The 17541-nt window shown below is 69.5% G+C and carries 13 protein-coding genes, 2 pseudogenes and 1 riboswitch; of the genes and pseudogenes, 5 read left to right on the top strand and 10 right to left on the bottom strand.

Annotation, left to right across the window (positions count from 1 at the left end):
- Together ACYP33_RS01585 and ACYP33_RS01590 are read right to left on the bottom strand one after the other, a co-directional pair.
- A partial coding sequence (locus ACYP33_RS01585) for a winged helix-turn-helix domain-containing protein (RefSeq protein WP_459619290.1) occupies positions 1–254 on the bottom strand: 254 nt, incomplete at its 3' end.
- Between the two features lie 197 nt (positions 255–451).
- Positions 452–1300: a LysR substrate-binding domain-containing protein gene (locus ACYP33_RS01590; RefSeq protein WP_414439405.1), complete on the bottom strand. Its 849-nt coding sequence runs from the start codon at positions 1298–1300 to the stop codon at positions 452–454.
- A gap of 123 nt (positions 1301–1423) precedes the next feature.
- Here ACYP33_RS01590 and ACYP33_RS01595 point away from each other — a divergent pair, with 123 nt between their 5' ends.
- A complete protein-coding gene (locus ACYP33_RS01595; protein WP_414447406.1) occupies positions 1424–2059 on the top strand; it encodes a LysE family translocator in 636 nt (211 codons plus the stop codon).
- Here ACYP33_RS01595 and ACYP33_RS01600 read toward each other — a convergent pair.
- Positions 2010–2957, bottom strand: coding sequence for a LysR family transcriptional regulator (locus tag ACYP33_RS01600; RefSeq protein WP_414439407.1), 948 nt, complete (start codon positions 2955–2957; stop codon positions 2010–2012). The genes ACYP33_RS01595 and ACYP33_RS01600 overlap by 50 nt on opposite strands.
- A gap of 160 nt (positions 2958–3117) precedes the next feature.
- On the opposite strand from ACYP33_RS01600, the gene ACYP33_RS01605 reads away from it, so the two are divergent.
- Positions 3118–4683 carry an MFS transporter gene (locus ACYP33_RS01605; protein WP_459619293.1) on the top strand — a complete coding sequence of 522 codons (1566 nt, stop codon included), beginning with the start codon at positions 3118–3120 and terminating at the stop codon, positions 4681–4683.
- An 85-nt stretch (positions 4684–4768) separates the two neighbouring features.
- Positions 4769–4871: riboswitch (SAM-I-IV-variant riboswitch) on the top strand.
- Between the two features lie 43 nt (positions 4872–4914).
- Positions 4915–5292, top strand: a complete 378-nt coding sequence (locus tag ACYP33_RS01610; protein ID WP_414447404.1) for a hypothetical protein — start codon at positions 4915–4917, stop codon at positions 5290–5292.
- A gap of 58 nt (positions 5293–5350) precedes the next feature.
- Here the strand turns inward: ACYP33_RS01610 and ACYP33_RS01615 are convergent, their stop codons facing one another.
- From ACYP33_RS01615 to ACYP33_RS01645, 7 genes and pseudogenes are all read right to left on the bottom strand, one after another.
- Positions 5351–6493 (bottom strand): transglutaminase family protein, encoded by a 1143-nt coding sequence (locus tag ACYP33_RS01615; RefSeq protein ID WP_414447403.1) that lies wholly within the window; start codon positions 6491–6493, stop codon positions 5351–5353.
- Positions 6484–9096 carry a circularly permuted type 2 ATP-grasp protein gene (locus ACYP33_RS01620; RefSeq protein WP_459619394.1) on the bottom strand — a complete coding sequence of 871 codons (2613 nt, stop codon included), beginning with the start codon at positions 9094–9096 and terminating at the stop codon, positions 6484–6486. Before ACYP33_RS01620 ends, ACYP33_RS01615 begins: the two co-directional genes overlap by 10 nt.
- 199 nt (positions 9097–9295) lie before the next feature.
- Positions 9296–12760 carry a transglutaminase family protein gene (locus ACYP33_RS01625; RefSeq protein WP_459619295.1) on the bottom strand — a complete coding sequence of 1155 codons (3465 nt, stop codon included), beginning with the start codon at positions 12758–12760 and terminating at the stop codon, positions 9296–9298.
- A 174-nt stretch (positions 12761–12934) separates the two neighbouring features.
- Positions 12935–13153, bottom strand: a pseudogene (locus tag ACYP33_RS01630) (transglutaminase family protein); the annotation flags it as partial.
- Positions 13136–13879: pseudogene (locus tag ACYP33_RS01635) on the bottom strand (transglutaminase N-terminal domain-containing protein); the annotation flags it as partial. The pseudogenes ACYP33_RS01630 and ACYP33_RS01635, both read right to left, overlap by 18 nt.
- Before the next feature lie 10 nt (positions 13880–13889).
- The gene (locus ACYP33_RS01640) at positions 13890–14831 is read right to left on the bottom strand and encodes an alpha-E domain-containing protein (RefSeq protein ID WP_414439412.1); all 942 of its coding nucleotides are present in this window, start codon (positions 14829–14831) and stop codon (positions 13890–13892) included.
- 83 nt (positions 14832–14914) lie between these two features.
- The gene (locus tag ACYP33_RS01645) at positions 14915–16330 is read right to left on the bottom strand and encodes a circularly permuted type 2 ATP-grasp protein (RefSeq protein ID WP_414439413.1); all 1416 of its coding nucleotides are present in this window, start codon (positions 16328–16330) and stop codon (positions 14915–14917) included.
- Between ACYP33_RS01645 and ACYP33_RS01650 the strand changes: the two genes are divergently transcribed.
- Together ACYP33_RS01650 and ACYP33_RS01655 are read left to right on the top strand one after the other, a co-directional pair.
- Positions 16321–16677, top strand: coding sequence for a hypothetical protein (locus tag ACYP33_RS01650; protein WP_459619298.1), 357 nt, complete (start codon positions 16321–16323; stop codon positions 16675–16677). The genes ACYP33_RS01645 and ACYP33_RS01650 overlap by 10 nt on opposite strands.
- Before the next feature lie 173 nt (positions 16678–16850).
- Positions 16851–17504: a nitroreductase family protein gene (locus ACYP33_RS01655; RefSeq protein ID WP_459619300.1), complete on the top strand. Its 654-nt coding sequence runs from the start codon at positions 16851–16853 to the stop codon at positions 17502–17504.
- Positions 17505–17541: the final 37 nt, after the last annotated feature.

The following is a 17541-nucleotide window of genomic DNA, read 5'->3' on the forward strand; positions in this document are numbered from 1 at the left end:
GCGACGAACGTGCCGCCGAAACGGCCGCGCTCGGTGGTAACGAGGCCCAGGTCGCGCACCACGATCAGCGCACTGCGCAGCGAGTGGCGCGGCACGCCGTACGATTGCGCGAGTTGCGCCTCGTCGGGCAGCTTGGCGCCGGCCCGTAATTCGCCGCTGCTCAGGGCGTCGAGCAGGCGTTCGAGAATCGCATCGGTGGCGCTGGCGCGGGCCGACGCCGTGGTTGATGAAGCGGCGTGGAGAGGTTCGGACATGCGTCGGGAGCGGATCGCGGAGATCGTCTCGTCTGAAGAATGACGCAGTATGGCACGCCTGCGCGTCCGGCATGATATGGCGCAAATTCGGCGCCCGGCATCGCCGCCGCCCCTCTGGTCGGGCATCACGGCAGGCGATGGTTTCGCGGTGCGGCGGCCCCGTGCGCGACCGCCCGTAACAGGATGCGTGCCCGCGTTCAGCGCAGGTCCGTCAGCAACTGCTCGGCCAAAAAATCGCAGGGCGGCCGCGCCGAATTCGCGCTGCGCGCGAGCACCACTTCCACCTCGCCGAGCGACGGCAGCCCTTCCGCCTCGCCCACCGCCTGCAGATGCGCCGGCATGCTGCAGCGCGCGAGCGGGGCGATCGCCAACCCCGCCTCCACCATGCTGATCACGCCGAGCAGGCTCGGGCTTTCATACGACATCCGGTACTTGATGCCGGCCTGGTTCAGCGTGCCGACCGCCCGCGCCCGCGCGGCGCTGCCCTGCGAAAACACCGCGATCGGCAACGGCCGCTCGTTCCACACCGCCGCATTGCCCGGCAGCGCGGCCCACACGATCGGCTCGTGGCGGATGAACTCGGCCGGCATGCCGCGGGTGCGCGTCATGCACGCCAGATCGACCGTGTTGTCCTTGATCAGCGGCACCAGCGCGCTGCTCGGCAAGCCGATCACGCGAATCTCCACGCGCGGATGCGCCTGCGCGAACTGGCGCAGCACCGAGGGCAGCAGCGTCGACGCGTAGTCGTCCGGCACGCCGATCGTCACGCGCCCGCGCACTTCCGGGCGCACCACGGCGGCCCAGGCCTCCTCGCGCATCGCCAGCATGCGCCGCCCGCATTCGACGATGGTGCGGCCGTCGGCCGTGATCGTCAGGCTGCGCGTGCTGCGCTCGAACAACGGCTTGCCGAGCGCATCCTCCAGCGCCTTGACCTGCATGCTGACCGCCGAGGAGGACCGATGCACGGCCTCGGCCGCGCGCGCGAACGAACCGGTATCGGCGATCGCCACCACCATTTCCAGCACGTCGAGATCGAGCTTTTTCATATTCGTCAGAAAGGCTGAGTAATGCGTTCAGTTTAATCCGTTTTACTGAGCATCCTCGCCGGCCGATACTCGGTTTCACCGGGGCGCGCCGCGCGCCGACAGACGCGCAAGGACGCAACAGTCATGAGTACGATGGTCGAATTCGTCACGGTGGGCGGGATGCTGGCGGTCACGCCGGGGCCGAACATGGTTTGCGTGATGTCGCGCTCGGTGTCGCAAGGCCGCCGCGCGGGCCTGATCTCGCTGGCCGGCGTGATGCTCGGCTATCTGACCTACATGTTCGGCGCGGCCTTCGGCATCACGGCGATCTTCCTGACGATTCCGGGCGCGGCGCGCACGCTGGCCGCGGTCGGCGCGCTGTATCTGGCGCATCTGGCCTGGCAGGCGGTGCGCCCCGGCGGCCGCTCGCCGCTCGAAGTGCGCACCCAGCCGCCCGAGCAACCGGGCCGGCTGGTCGCGATGGGCGCGGCCACCAGCCTGCTCAACCCGAAGCTCGCGATGACGTTTCTGTCGCTGCTGCCGCAGTTCATCGACCACCACGCCAGCAGCAGCGTGTTCCAGCAGTCGGTCACGCTCGGCTCGGCGCTGATCGTGGTGTTCGCGACGGTGAACGGCGCGGTGGCGCTGTCGTCGGCATCGCTGGCAGGGTTTCTCGCCGCGCGGCCGCGCTGGCTGCTGGCGCAGCGTTGGGCGATGGCGGCGATGCTGTTCACGCTGGCGGTGCGGATGGCGCTCGACGCGTGGCATTGGGGGGCGTAGCGGCGGGCGCGTCGTCGGGAAACAGGTGCGCGCACATGAAATCGACGAACACGCGCAGCTTCGGCGAAAGCTGCCGGCTCGACGGCCACAGCACCGAGAACTGCCCCGGCGCGAGCGTAGGCGCATCGAGCACCTCGACCAGCGCCCCGCTCGCCAGCGCATCGCGCGTCAGGAAATCGGGCATGAAGCCGATTCCGAACCCGGCGATCACCGCGCCGCGCAGCGCCTCCATGTTGTTGCAGGTCATCGCGGTGCGCAGGCCGGGCGGCTCGCCGCCGTCGGGCAGCAGCGCCCACGGTTGCAGCTTGCCGGTGGTCGGGAAGCGGTAGCGCACGCAATCGTGCGCGGCCAGATCGGCCAGCGCGCGCGGCACGCCGGCTCGCGCCGCATAGCCGGGCGAGGCGCACAACACGAAGCGGAACGGCCCGAGCCGCCGCGACATCAGGCTCGAATCGCTGAGCGTGCCGCTGCGAATCACTGCATCGAAACCACCCTCCACCACGTCCACCAGGCGATCGTTGAAGTCGAGATCCAGCTCGATGTCGGGGTAGCGCGCGCTGAAGGCCGGCAGCACCGGCAACAGGAAGCGGTAGCCGATCACGGGCAGGCTCACGCGCAGCCGGCCGCGCGGCGTTTGCGCCGCCTCCGACAGCATCGCCTCGGCCTCGCGCAGATCTTCGAGGATGCGATGGCAGCGCTCGTGAAAATGCCGGCCCTCCTCGGTCAGCGTGACGCGCCGTGTAGTGCGGTGGAACAGCCGCACGCCGAGCGAGCGTTCGAGCCGCGCGATGGTCTTGCCGACCGCCGAGGCCGAAATGCCGAGCTTGTGCCCGGCCGCAACGAAGCTCAAAGTTTCCGCCGTGCGCACGAAGGCGACGATGCCGTTCAGGTTGTCCATGCCGGTTCGATATCCGCGATTCATTAATATTGCGGAATTCAACTCCGCTATCTACGGAATCCTACGGTGTTTTTCATCGATTGAATCCGAATTATCGTCTGTCGCTCTGGCCGTAACGTCTCGCAACCGCGAGGCGGCGGCCGCTTCGACAGGAACCCCGATGTCCGATGCCTCCTTCCACTCCGCCTCGCCGCCGGCCCGCCGGCTGATCGTGCTCGGCGCCGTCTGCCTGGCCGCGCTGGCGCTGCCGCTGGCATTTTCCGGGGGCGCGGTGGCCACGCCCGCCATCGGCCGCGACCTCGGCGGCGGCCCGGTCGCCGCGGCCTGGATCACCAACGCGTTCATGCTCGCGTTCGGCAGCCTGCTGATGGCGGCCGGCACGCTGGCCGACCGATTCGGCCGCAAGCGCCTGTTCGTGATCGGCGTGGCCGGCTTCACGCTGGCCTCGCTCGCGCTCGGCTTCGCGCCGACCATCCTCGCCGTCGATCTGCTGCGCGCCGCGCAGGGCGTGGCCGCCGCTGCCGCGCTGGCCGGAGGCACCGCCGCGCTCGCGCAGGAATTCGACGGTGCGGCGCGCACCCGCGCGTTCAGCACGCTCGGCGCGACGTTCGGCATCGGCCTCGCGTTCGGGCCGGTGCTGGCCGGCTGGCTGATCGCGCAGTTCGGCTGGCGCGCGATCTTCGTGACGGGGGCGGTGGCCGGTGCGCTGTCGCTCGGCCTGGGCGCGTCGCGCCTGCGCGAATCGCGCGATCCGCACGCGCGCCGCCTCGATCGCGCCGGCACGGTGAGCTTCACGGCCGCGCTCGGCTGCTTCACGTGGGGCCTGATCGAGGCACCCACGCGCGGCTGGACGTCGCCGGTCGTGGTCGGGTTGCTGGCGGCGTTCGTGCTGGGAGCGGCGGCATTCGTGATCGTCGAGTTGCGCGCCGAACGGCCGATGCTCGACCTGTCGCTGTTCCGCTACCCGCGCTTCGTCGGTGTGCAGGTGCTGCCGATCGCCACCTGCTACTGCTACATCGTGCTGCTGGTGGTGCTGCCGCTGCGCCTGATCGGCGTGGACGGCTACGACGAGATCCACGCCGCCTGGCTGATGCTGGCGCTGTCCGCGCCGATGCTGGTGGTGCCGTTCGTGGCGGCCATGCTGACGCGCTGGCTGTCGGCCGGGGCGATCTCGGGCATCGGGCTGGTGATCGCGGCGGCCGGCCTGCATCTGCTGGCGGCCGCACTGCGCGGCGGCCACGATGCGGAAGCGATCGGGCCGATGTTGATGATCGGCGTGGGGGCGGGGCTGCCGTGGGGCTTGATGGACGGCCTGTCGATCAGCGTCGTGCCGAAATCGCGCGCGGGCATGGCGGCCGGCATCTTCAGCACGACGCGCGTGGCCGGCGAAGGCATTGCGCTGGCGATCGCGGGCGCCTTGCTCGCGGCGCTGACGCAACCCGGCCTGCACGGCGCGGCCCCGGCCGCCGCGCCGGCCGCCATCACCGAAGCCGCCGCGCGGCTCGCCACCGGGGATCTGGCCAGCGCCGCCGCGCGCCTGCCGGGGGTGGCCCCGGCCGCGCTGCGGGCCGCCCATCACGCGGCGTTCGGCCAGTTGCTCGATGCGCTGACGGCCATCACCGTGCTGTGCGCGGTGGCGGCGTTCGCGTTCCTGAGCCGCGTGCGGGTGGACGACGCGCCGATGGGCGATGCGCCGCCCGCCGCACCGGTGCCGGAAGGCGGCTGACCGCCCGCGCCCGAGCGCCGAACCCTGCCAAGCCGCGCCGATTGGAATCCGGCTTGGCAGGCGGCGGTGTTTTTCTTTATCATGGCGCTTGCATCCAGAGTCGGGCTTCCCGACGCCAACCTGCCTACCCGGGCAAGGTGGACGCCTTCAGGCGATGCGGCCGATAGTCGGCAACGAAACGGGAGCGGCATGGCCAGCACCGGTTCGAACTACCTCTTTACCGGAGCTTGCATGCAGCAGTCTTCCCGCCTTTCTTCCGTGGCAGAACTGATCGCCGATTCCTCGCTGTGTCTGCCCGGCTTCAAGCTGACGCACCGTTTCCATATCGTTTCTCTCGCCCATGGCGATGCCGCCGCGCGCGTGAGCGCCTATCTGGCCGAGCAAGGCGCTCGCGCCGACAGCGCGCCCGCCCTGCGCTGCCGCGAACTGCTGACGCAAACGCTGGTGCTCGACGGCATCGGCGAGCGCCGCGCCCGCGCGCTGCGCGAGCAACTGCTCGCGATCGACGGCGTGCAACGGATTCGGCTCGAACATTGTTTCGTACGCGACGACGCGCCGGCCGACGACGCAGCCGACCTCGGCCGCCCCGTCAGCGTGACGGCCGCCTGAAGCCGCCCGAGCGGGCGATGGCGGCCCAGCGCGGCAAGCGCGCCGCGCCGTTCGTGCTTCAGGCCGCGCCGCCCTTCGCCGCGGCTTCCGGCTCGATCGGCTCCACCGTCACCCCGACCGTCAGCACCTGATCGGCGCCGCCGCCGCGAATCACGCCGCGCAACGGCGTGACATCGGCGTAATCGCGGCCAACCGACAGCATCACGTAATCGTTGCCCGGCGCGCGATCGTTGGTCGGATCGAGCTGCAACCAGCCGCCATCCTCCGGCCAGGCCGGATCGTAGACTTCCACCCACGCATGCGAGGCGTCTGCCCCGATCAGGCGCGGCTGCCCCGGCGGCGGCTGAGTCAGCAGATAGCCGCTGACATAACGCGCGGCCAGCCCGATCGAGCGCATCGCGCCGATCATCACGTGCGCGAAATCCTGACAAACACCCTTGCGCAAGGCCAGCGCGGCCAGCGCCGTGGTGTTCACGTCGGTGCTGTTCGGCGTGTAGGCGAACTCGGCATGAATGCGCCGCATCAGGTCCCACGCGGCCTGCACGAGCAGCCGGTCCGCCGTGAAGCTGTGGGCGGCGTAGGCGGCCAGATCGGGATGGCAGGCCACGTGCTGGGACGGAAACACGAATTCGCTGGCCGCGTCGTACGGCGCGCCGGCGCGGTACGTCAGCCGCTCGCGCACCGCTTCCCAACGGCTGGCGGTGCCGGCCTCGGGCGTGGCGATCGACGCCGGCGGCTCGCCGCGCTTGCCGGCCGACAGCTTCGGCGGGCTCACGCGCACCACGCTCTGGCTGCGCACGAACAGCTCCTCATGCGGCTGGTTCAGCGCGAACGAGGTGCGCTGGTTGCCGAACGCGTCGATCTCCACGCCGATGCCCTCGGGCAGCGGCTCGATCGCGAGCGCGAAATCGATCAGTTGCTGGCGCGGCAAATCGAGCGGCCGCAAGCGCGCCTGATGTTGCGCCGATTCGACGCGCGCCGCGTAGCGGTAACGCGTGTCGTGCGTGACGCGCAGCGTGCGCGGCTCGGTGACGGACACGGCCGGAGCCGCGGCAACAACAGCGGCCGCCGCCACGGTCGCCGCGCCACCGGCCGGCACGGCGCCCGCCTTTTTCGGCGGCTCCGCATCGTGCGCCGCCGCGCTGTCGGCCGCGCGACCCGCGCGCTTGGCCACTTCGCCAGCTTTTCCGCTCATCCCCATAGCGACCTGCCCGATTCCCGCACATGACTGAAATAACGCTCGCCGATCCGGTTCGACAGCTCCCACGCCGCACGGCCGGTGGCCTGAAGCCGCTCCAGCAGCACCGCGTGGCGGCCGTCCTCGTCGGTTTCGCAAAGCGCGTGCAACGACCAGCTTCCGATATCGGGCATGGTCTCGGTCAGTTCCGACAGCGCATACCCCTCGCCATGCTCGACCTTGGTCAGCCGGCCCTGCATCTTCTGCACGACCCAGGCCAGCGAGCGCGGGTTGTCGCCGTCGAGCACCACCAGCGACAGCAGCGGTGCGACGTCGAAGCAGCGCTGGAACTGCGAGCGGAACGTGATGGTGCTGTCGAACAGTTCGAGCACGAGCTCGAAGCCGTCCTGCTTGGTGGCGGCGCCGTCCTCGAAAGCGAAACGCAGCACGCTCGACAAAAAATCGACGCGATCGATCTGCCGGCCGATCGACAGCAGCCGCCAGCCGTCGTCGCGCGTCATGTTGTCGGTCTGCGCGCCAGTGATGGCGGTCAACAGCAGATTCAGGCGGTCGAGCATGTGCAGCGCGGCGTTGCCGAGCTGCTCCTCGGGCTCGTCCTCGCCGGCGCTGCCCGGCTCGTCGAACAATTGCGTGGCGTCGTCGACCAGCCGCCACTGATCGCGCGAGAGCCGCTCGCGGATCGCGGCCGCCGCGCCGCGCATGCCGAACACGCAGGCGGCGATGCCGGTGCCGTGATCGGCGCGGCGTGACAGCGTGCGCGCCAGCGCCTGCTGGAAATCGCGCGGCGAGGCCGCGGCCGATTGCGTCTCGGCCGGAATCAGGCCGTTCTCGCGGCACAGCGCGTCGAGCAGTTCGAGGTGGGCCGGGCTGTCGACGTCGTCCTCGCCGCGCAGCCGCTCGAACGCGGCGCGCGCCAGGCGGATCAAATTGACGGCGCGCTCGGTGTAGCGGCCGAGCCAGAACAGGTTCTCGGCGGCGCGGCTCGAAATCGTGCGCGGCCGCGCGACCAGATCGTCGGGACCGAGATGCGTCTGCAGCATCGTGGTCGGATCGATCGCGCCTTCGGTGATCACCCAGGTGTCGACGCTGCTGCCGCCGCGCGGCATCGGCGCATTGAACAGCTCGTCGCGGCTGCCCACGCGCGACAGGCCGCCCGGCAGCACGCGCCACGAACCGGCCCCGTCGGCCATCGCGAACACGCGCAGCATCAACGGCTTGGGCACGATCCGCGCGCCGCCTTCATAGGCGTGCGCGCTGCTCGGCCAGGTGGGCGCCTGCGACGGCGGCAGGTCGGACTGCACGACGTAATGCGCCGGATTGGCGAGAATCCGCGCGCGCCATTCGGCCAGTTGCTGCGAGGTCAGCCGCGCCCCGAGCACCGGGTCGAAACGGCCGCCCGCCTGCGCGTTCGGCGGATAGGCGGGCTTGATGATGGCGCGCGCGAGTTGCGGCAGCGCGTCGGCGCAGGCCGCGGCCTCGCCACACCACCAGGTGGGCAGCGCCGGCAGCGCCAGCGGCTCGCCCAGCACCTGTTCGGCCAGCTTCGGCAGGAAGCCGAGCACGCCCGGCGATTCGAGGAACGCCGAGCCGGGCGCGTTGGCCAGCAGCACGTTGCCGGCGCGCACGGCCTGCAGCAGGCCCGGCACGCCGAGCATCGAATCGGGACGCAGTTCCAGCGGGTCGAGCCATTCGTCGTCGACGCGGCGCAGGATGCCGTGCACCGGCTCCAGCCCGCTCAGCGTCTTCAGATAGACATGGTTGTCGCGCGCGGTCAGATCGCCGCCCTCGACCAGCGTCAGGCCCAGATAGCGCGCCAGATAGGCGTGCTCGAAATAGGTCGGCGCATGGCGGCCCGGCGTCAGCAGGACGATCCGCGAATTCTTCTTGGCCGGGCTCATGTCCTGCATGCTGTGCAGCAGCGCGCGGTAGCTGGCCGCCAGCCGCTGCACGCGCAGGCCGCGGAACGCGCGCGGAAACAGCCGCGAGACGATCACGCGGTTTTCGAGCAGATAGCCGAGCCCGGTCGGCCCCTGCGTGTGCTGCGCCACCAGCCGCCACTGGCCGTCCGGCCCGCGCATCAGGTCGAACGCGGCCAGGTGCAGCCACATGCCGCCCGGCACGGTCGCACCGCGCATCGGCCGCAGATAGCCGGGGTGGCCGGTGACCAGCGCCGGCGGCAGCAGCCCCTGTTCGAGCAGGCGCTGCTCGCCATAGACGTCGGCCATGACCGCGTTGAGCAGCCGCATCCGTTGCAGCGCGCCCTGTTCGATCTGGGTCCAGTCGTCGGGCGCGACGATCATCGGCAGCAGATCGAGCGACCAGGGCCGCCCCGCGCTGCTGCCGGCATTGGGATCGTGCAGTTGGTAGGCCAGCCCGTTCTCGCGCATGCGGCGTTCGAGCGCCTCGGCGCGACGGTCGAGGTCGGCGAAGCCGACGCTGCCGAGCTGGGTGAAGAATTCGCGCCAGACCGGCGCGAGCGCGGCCGTCTGCAACGCGGCGGTGCCGCCGCGCAACTCGTCGTAGCGGCCTGTCACCGCCGGGGCGGCCAGCGCCGCGCCGAGTTCGGCGGCGTCCTGGATCGATCCTGTGTCGAAGAGCGTATGCATGGCGTCGTCGGCGGCCAGATCGTCGGTAATTTGGGAAAGCACGGTGTTCGTTTCGTCAGCCTGGGGCGGTTCGCCACGTCGGTCGCGGACCCCGCGTCCGCGGCGTGCGCCGCCCTTCGAGGCGGAATCCTAACATCCCGCCAAGTCGATACCGGCCGGGATGGTGCAATCGCCCCACCCCGGCCGGCTCGCCCCGGCCTCAGTCGCGTCGCAAATCGAGCGTGAACGGGAATTCGCGGCTCGGCGCGGCCGGCTCCACGTCCATCCGGCCCGGCGTGTGGCCGATCGACACGAAGCGCGCGAGCCGCCGGCTTTCTGCCTCGTAAGCGTTGACCGGGAACGTCGCGTAATTGCGGCCGCCCGGGTGCGCAACGTGATAGCGGCAGCCGCCCAGCGAGCGATGCATCCACGTATCGACGATGTCGAACGTCAGCGGCACATGCACGCCGAGCGTCGGATGCAGCGCCGACGGCGGCGCCCACGCCTTGTAGCGCACCCCCGCCACGTATTCGCCGGCCGTGCCGGTCGGCTGCAACGGCAGCGCGCGGCCGTTGACCGTCACCACGTGGCGGTTGTCGTTCAGGCCGCTGACCAGCACCTCCAGCCGCTCCAGCGAGGAATCCACGTAGCGCACCGTGCCGCCGGTCGCGCCTTCCTCGCCCATCACGTGCCACGGCTCCAGCGCGCTGCGCAGGCTCAGTTCGATCCCCTTCACCGCCACCTGCCCGTACAGCGGGAAGCGGAACTCGAAGTGCGGCGCGAACCAGGCCGCGTCGAACGGGAAGCCCGCTTCGCGCACCTCGGTCATCACGTCGTCGAAATCCATCTTGACGAAGGCCGGCAGCATGAAGCGGTCGTGCAGCGCGGTGCCCCAGCGCGTCAGCGGCGTGCGGTACGGCGTATCCCAGAAACGGGCGATCAGCGCGCGCAGCAGCAATTGCTGCACGAGGCTCATCCGCGCGTGCGGCGGCATTTCGAACGCGCGCAGTTCGAGCAGGCCGAGGCGGCCCGTCGCCGAATCGGGCGAATACAGCTTGTCGATGCAGAACTCGGAGCGGTGCGTGTTGCCCGACACGTCGATCAGCAGGTTGCGCAGCACGCGATCGACCAGCCAGGGCGGCATGTCCTGGCCGAACAGCAGCTTGCTGCGCTCGATTTCCTTGAACGCGATATCGAGTTCGTAGACCTGATCGTTGCGCGCCTCGTCGACGCGCGGCGCCTGGCTGGTCGGCCCGATGAACATCCCGGAGAACAGATAGGACAGCGACGGATGGTTGTGCCAGTAGGCGATCAGGCTGGCCAGCAGGTCCGGGCGGCGCAGGAACGGGCTGTCGGCCGGGGTGGCGCCGCCGAGCACGAAGTGATTGCCGCCGCCGGTGCCCACGTGGCGGCCGTCGATCATGAACTTCTCCGACGACAGGCGCGTGCGCCACGCCGCGTCGTAGAGGAATTCGGTCTGCTGCACCAGTTGGCGGAAATCGTGCGCCGGGTGGATGTTCACCTCGATCACGCCCGGATCGGGCGTCACGGCCAGCACCGTCAGGCGCGGGTCGCGCGGCGGCGGGTAGCCTTCGAGAATCAGCTTCATGCCGAGCGCGCGCGCCGTCAGCTCGATCGCGCCGAGCAGGTCGAGGTAATCCTCCAGTTCGGCCAGCGGCGGCATGAACAGGTACAGCACGCCCTGACGCACTTCGGCGCACAGCGCGGTGCGCGTGATGTCCTTCGCCGATTCGAAGCGCGCCGGCGGGCGCGGTGCAGCGGCGGTGGCGGCAGCAGCGTCGTGCGCGGCGGGCTGCTGGCCGAGACGGCGGGCATCGCCCGGGCCGGCCGCCTCCGCGTCGAGCCGCGATTGCCACGCGGTGCGCGGCGCGGCGGCCGCGACGCGATGGCCGCCCACCAGATACGGCGGCGCATCGGCCGCGCCGAGATAACGCGCGCGCAGCATGTCGGCGGTCGGCAGCGGCGTGTGCGGCGCGAACGGGTCGCGCTCGACCAGGTACGGGAAATCGGTCTCGCTGACCCACGGCAGCGAATCGAGCGGCAGGCGATAGCCCATCGGCGAATCGCCGGGGAACAGGTACATGCGCTCGTCGCGGAAGAACCACGGGCCGGTTTCCCAGCGCGGCCCGGCCAGCTCCGGCGACTGCGGCAGCGCCTTCAGCGGCAGCACATAGCCGATCACGGTGTCGAGCTTCTGCTCGAACACCTTGCGCAGCCGTGCGCGTTCGAGTTCGTCGTCGAGGCGCGAGTCGAACGGATCGACGTTGACCGGCAGGCGGCGCTCGCGCCACAGGTAATACCAGGTGTCCTCGAAGCCGGGGCGAATGTGGTCGGTGCTCAGGCCGAGCCGGCCGGCCAGCGCGCGGATGAAGCGCTGGGCATCCTCGGTCGTGTAGCGGGACGGCTCGCGCTCGTCGGCGAACAGCGACGGGTCCTGCCAGACCGGCTCGCCGTCCTTGCGCCAGAACACCGACAGCGCCCAGCGCGGCAATTGCTCGCCCGGATACCACTTGCCCTGCCCGAAATGCAGGAAGCCGCCGTCGCCGTATTCGGCGCGCAGCTTCTGCACCAGCGAGGTGGCGTAGCCGCGCTTGGTCGGCCCGAGCGCATCGGTGTTCCACTCGGCGCCGTCGCGGTCCTCGATCGACACGAAGGTCGGCTCGCCGCCCTGCGTGAGGCGCACGTCGCCGGCCTGCAGCACGGCGTCCACGTTCGCGCCCAATTCGAGCACGTCGGCCCATTGCGTCTCGGTGTACGGCTTGGTCACGCGCGGCGATTCGTAGATCCGCGTCACGCCCATCTCGTGCTCGAACGACACCTCGCATTCGTCGATCAGGCCCTCGACCGGCGCGGCGCTGGTGGGCTGCGGCGTGCAGGCGAGCGGAATATGCCCTTCGCCGGCCAGCAGGCCCGAGGTGGGATCGAAGCCGATCCAGCCCGCGCCCGGCAGATACACCTCGCACCACGCGTGCAGGTCGGTGAAATCGACTTCCGTGCCGCTCGGGCCGTCGAGCGATTTGACGTCGGGCGTGAGCTGGATCAGGTAGCCCGACACGAAACGCGCGGCCAGGCCCAGGTGACGGCACACCTGCACCAGCAGCCAGCCCGTGTCGCGGCACGAGCCGGAGCCGAGCGTCAGCGTTTCCTCGGGCGTCTGCACGCCCGGCTCCAGGCGCACCAGGTAGCGCACGTCGTTCTGCAACTGCTGGTTCAGCGCGACCAGGAAATCGATCGTGCCCTGCGGCTTGCGGTCCACCGTGGCCAGGTAGTCGCGGAACACCGGCGACGCGCTGGCCGCCGGATCGCAGACCAGATACGGCGCCAATTCATCGCGCAGGCCGGCATCGTAGGTGAACGGGAACTGGTCGGCCGACTCCTCCAGGAAGAAGTCGAACGGGTTGTAGACGGACATTTCCGCCACCAGGTCGATCGTGATCTCGAAGCCGAGCGTGCGCTCCGGGAACACCAGGCGGCCCATGTAGTTGGCGAACGGGTCCTGCTGCCAGTTCACGAAATGCTGCGCCGGCTCGACCTTCATCGAGTACGACAGGATCGGCGTCCGGCAATGGGGCGCGGGACGCAGCCGCACGATTTGCGGGCCGAGTCCGACGAGGCGGTCGTAGCGGTAACGGGTGGTGTGGTGTAGCGCGACGTGGATGGACATGTCAGGGTCGGTCGGTTCGGTTCAGGTCGGGACGACAGGCGCTGCGTTCGGGAGAAACAATTCGCGCGAGGCGCACGCGGGCGCCCCGGCGGATCGATGCAAAGGGGGACGGGCCGGCGGGCGGCCGCGACGGGCGCCGTTCAACGGGCGCGGTCGGCGAATCGGGCGACCACCTCACACCAGCTCGGGCGACTGGATCACGCTGATCTCCACGGCCGACGTGCTGGCGCCGATGCCGGTGACCGGGCGTGCGTCGCGGTAATCGAGGCCGCTGGCCAGGCGCACGTAACGCTCGTCCGGGCAGCGGTTCATGAACGGATCGAAGCCCACCCAGCCGAGCCCTTCCACATACGCCTCGGCCCAGGCATGGCCCGACGGCGGATAGGTGGTCACGGTGCCCTGCTGCATGCGGCCCTGCGGCGCGGTGGCGTCGCTGGCCGAATGGCGGATGCCGTCCGCGTCCATCGACATGCGCTGCGACTGCTGCGCGCCGCCGCTGGCCTGCATGGTTTCGGCCATCCGTTGCAACGCGCCGTCGGTCAGCAGGTAGCCGCTCACGTAGCGGGCCGGCACCTTCAGCGCGCGCGCCGCCGCGATGAACGCGTGCGCGTGGTCGCGGCTGGTGCCCTCGCCCGCTTCGAGCGCGGCTTCGGCGTCGCCGTCGCTGTCGGCCAGTTCCGGGGCGTAGCGGATCTGCGCATGCACCTCGCTCATCAGCCAGTGCAGCGCGTCGAGGCTGTGGTGTTCGAGCGGCAGCGCCTCGGCGATCGCGCGCACGCGCTCGCCGGCCTGCGTGTAATCGGTGGCGCGCTCGAAGATCCACGGCACGGCGTAATCGTCGGCGCTGCCGACGATGCCCGCGCGATCCTGGGTTTCGATCACGCCGGCGGCCACCACCGTCACCTCGGGCCGGTCGCCCCGATCGTGGCGCACCAGGTCGATCCGGTTGCCGAGGCCATCCACATAGCCGACCGTCGGCTCCACCCCGTCGATCGTCACCTGCCAGGCGCGCACCGTCTGCCCGAGGCCGTTGGGCGGACGCAGGCGCAGGCGTTGCAGGGCGTGCGTGGCGTTTTCGTCGAATCGGAAACGCGTGATATGGCGAATCGCAAGTCGCATGATGGCGCTCTCAGTCGAAGTTGTAGGCTTGGGCGATTTCCGCGCCGAGTTTGTTGTTCCGGCCGATGAAATCGGTCAGGAACTCATGCAGCCCACTCTTGAAGATCCGCTCGACCGAATTGTCGGGCAACATCTCCAGGATTTTGGCGGCGCTTTCGTGACATTCGTGCGTGACGCCGTAATCTTTTCCGAGCCGGTTCAGGCTCGACATCACGCGGCCGGAGCAATAACGCAGCGAACGCGGCATCCGGCCATTGAGAATCAGGTAATCGGCGATGTTGATCGGCTTGTACTGCACGTCGTACACCCAGCGGTACGAGCGGTGCGCGGCCACCGAGCGCAGGATCGATTCCCATTGGTAGGTGTCGATCATGGTGCCCACGTGCGACACCGACGGCAGCAGCAGGTGGTACTTCACGTCGAGAATTCGCGCGGTGTTGTCGGCACGCTCGATGAACGCACCGATTTCCGCGAAATCGAAGATCTCGTTGCGCAACATGGTGCTGTAGAAGCTGCCGAGGATCAGCGCGGTTTCGCGCTTGATGTGATCGAGGATCGCCGGCAGCCCGCTCGAATTGAACGGCCGCGCCAGCAGGCGCTTGACCGATTGCCAGGCGTCGTTGACGGTTTCCCACAGCTCGCGCGTGATCGCCGTGCGCACCATGCGCGCGTTCGAGCGCGCGTATTCGATGCACGACAGCACGCTCGACGGGTTGTCGCGATCGCGCAGCAGGTAATCGGCCACGTTGTCGACCGTGTATTCGTCGTACTTTTCCCGGAATCCGTCGTCGGCGCCCGAGCTCACCAGCACCGACGACCATTCGGCCGGCGCGTCCGAGGTGCGCGTGAGGGCCATTCGCAGGCCCGCGTCGACGATCCGCGCGGTGTTTTCCGCGCGCTCGATATACCGGTACATCCAGTAGAGACCGCTTGCAGTCCGTCCAAGAAGCATGTCCTGTCGCTCCGATCGTTATTGCTTTCGCGCGCGGTTCGATGGTTCGAGCGCCGCGCGCACCGGGTGTGGTGTGGGCCGTCTCAGTCGGCCAGCACCCAGGTGTCCTTGGTGCCGCCGCCCTGGCTCGAGTTGACGACCAGCGAGCCTTCCTTGAGCGCCACGCGCGTCAGGCCGCCCGGCGTGATGCGAATCCGGTCCGACACCAGCACGAACGGACGCAGATCGACGTGGCGCGGCGCGAGGCCCGCTTCGGTCAGGATCGGCGTGGTCGACAGCGCGAGCGTGGGCTGCGCGATGTAGTTGCTCGGCCGCGCGCGCAGCTTGGCCGAGAAGGTTTCGCGCTCCTCGCGCGTCGAGGCCGGGCCGACCAGCATCCCGTAGCCGCCCGAGCCGTGCACTTCCTTGACCACCAGTTCCTCCAGGTGCTCGAGCACGTACTTCAGGCTGTCCGCCTCGCCGCAGCGCCAGGTCGGCACGTTCTCCAGCAGCGCCTTGCGGCCCGTGTAGAACTCGACGATCTCGGGCATGTACGAATAAATGGCCTTGTCGTCGGCGATGCCGGTGCCGGGCGCGTTGGCGATGGTGATGTTGCCGGCGCGGTAAACATCCATGATGCCGGGCACGCCGAGCACCGAATCGGGGCGGAACGTGAGCGGGTCGAGGAACGCGTCGTCGAGGCGGCGATACAGCACGTCGATCGGCCGGAAGCCTTCGGTGGTGCGCATCGCCACGCGGCCGTCGATCACCTGCAGATCGCTGCCCTCCACCAGGTGCACGCCCATCTGGTCGGCCAGGAACGCGTGTTCGTAGAACGCCGAGTTGTGGATGCCCGGCGTCAGCACGGCCACCGTGGGGTTGTCGGCGTTGCCGCCCGGCGGGCAGACCGCCGCCAGCGACTGGCGCAGCAACTGCGGATAGGTTTCCACCGGCCGCACCTTGACGCGCTGGAACAGCTCCGGAAACAACTGCATCATCGTTTCGCGGTTTTCGAGCATGTACGACACGCCCGACGGCGTGCGCGCGTTGTCTTCCAGCACGTAGAACTGGTTCTCGGCGGTGCGCACGATGTCGACGCCGATGATGTGCGTATACACGTTGCCCGGCGGCCGGAAGCCGATCATCTCGGGCACGAACGCCTCGTTGTGCGCGATCAGGTGCTTCGGCACGATGCCGGCGCGGACGATTTCCTGGCGGTGATAGATGTCGTCGAGAAAGGCGTTGAGGGCCATCACGCGCTGCTCGATGCCCTGCGAGAGCCGCGTCCATTCCTGGCCGGAGATGATGCGCGGCACGATGTCGAACGGGATCAGCCGCTCGGCGGCCTCGGCGTCGCCGTAAACGGCGAACGTGATGCCCGTGCGGCGGAACACGCCCTCGGCGTCGTGCGCTTTCTGCGCAAGGCTCGCGGGGTCTTGCGTATCGAGCCATTGCTTGAGGCGCTCGTAAGGCGCGCGCACCGAGTCGCCGGATAACAACATTTCATCGAATGGCTTCATTCAGGATTTCTCTCCATCTCATTCTTGTGTTCGGCATCGACTGCCGGACCGGCATTACCTGTGAGAGCAAGGTCCGTGCCTCCCGCCAAGCCGATTCCGACGCCGATATGGCACCGTTTGATGACATTGCGCACCGCGCCGGTGCGCGCCCCGACGCCATACGCGACGCGATGCGCCGCGGCGAGGCATTTGCCGGCCGGACACCTCGCGAACCGCGCACGACGCCGGGCGGCATGCGCCGACGCTGTGCATTGAAGCCGTCGATGATCATGCACCGCTTTCGCCAACTTGCCTATCGGCGCACGCGGGGATTGATCGTCGCTCCAACAAGGCGCAGGCGGGCGTGACGCGGCGATGACGACCCGATCCGATTGCGTGCGCAACCAAGTGGGATCGGGGGGCGGCCGACCGCCTTTCATCACCGCCGACATCCCTCCCTCGTTCAATCACAAATGAGAATCATTTGCATTTGATCGTGATTTGTTCGATGATTCGTCCATCGACTCAACGGACGAACACCATGACCGCTCTTCTTTCTCCGGCGGCGGCGCATGACGCCCCCGCCGACGCCCTGGCCAGCCTGCTCGGCCGCCAGTCCCACTGGCCGCTCGCCGAGCCGGGGCCGAGCGAGCGCGAACTCGACGCGATCTTCGACGCCGCCCTGCGCGCCCCCGACCACGGCAACCTGAAGCCGTGGCGCTTCGTGCTGATTCGCGGCGAGGCGCGCCGCGCGCTCGGCGACGTGCTGGTGCGGCTCGCCGACGCCCGCGAGCCGGGCGCCCCGGCCGGCGCCAACGCCCACCGCGCGAACAAGCCGCTGGCCGCGCCGGTGCTGATCGCGATCGCCGCCGCGCTCGTGCCGCATCGCAAGGTGCCCGAAACCGAACAACTGCTGGCCGTGGGCGCGGCCGCGATGAACCTGCTCAACGCCATCCACCAGCTCGGCTACGGCGGCTTCTGGTCGTCGGGCGTCGATTCGCGCGAGCCGGTGCTGCACGACGCGTTAGGCTTCGCGCCGAACGAGCAGTTGCTCGGCTTCATCTACGTGGGCACGCCCGCCACCGATGCGCCGGCCACGGCGCGCCCCGCGCGCGAGGCGTTCGTGCGCGAATGGCGCCCGCAGGCCGATGCGAACGCCGACCGGAGCCTTGCGGCGCAACCCGCCGCCCGCTGATCCGCTTGCCGCGCGCCGCCCCTCGCGGCGGCGCGCC

The sequence above is a fragment of the Burkholderia sp. 3C genome, from assembly GCF_054589155.1.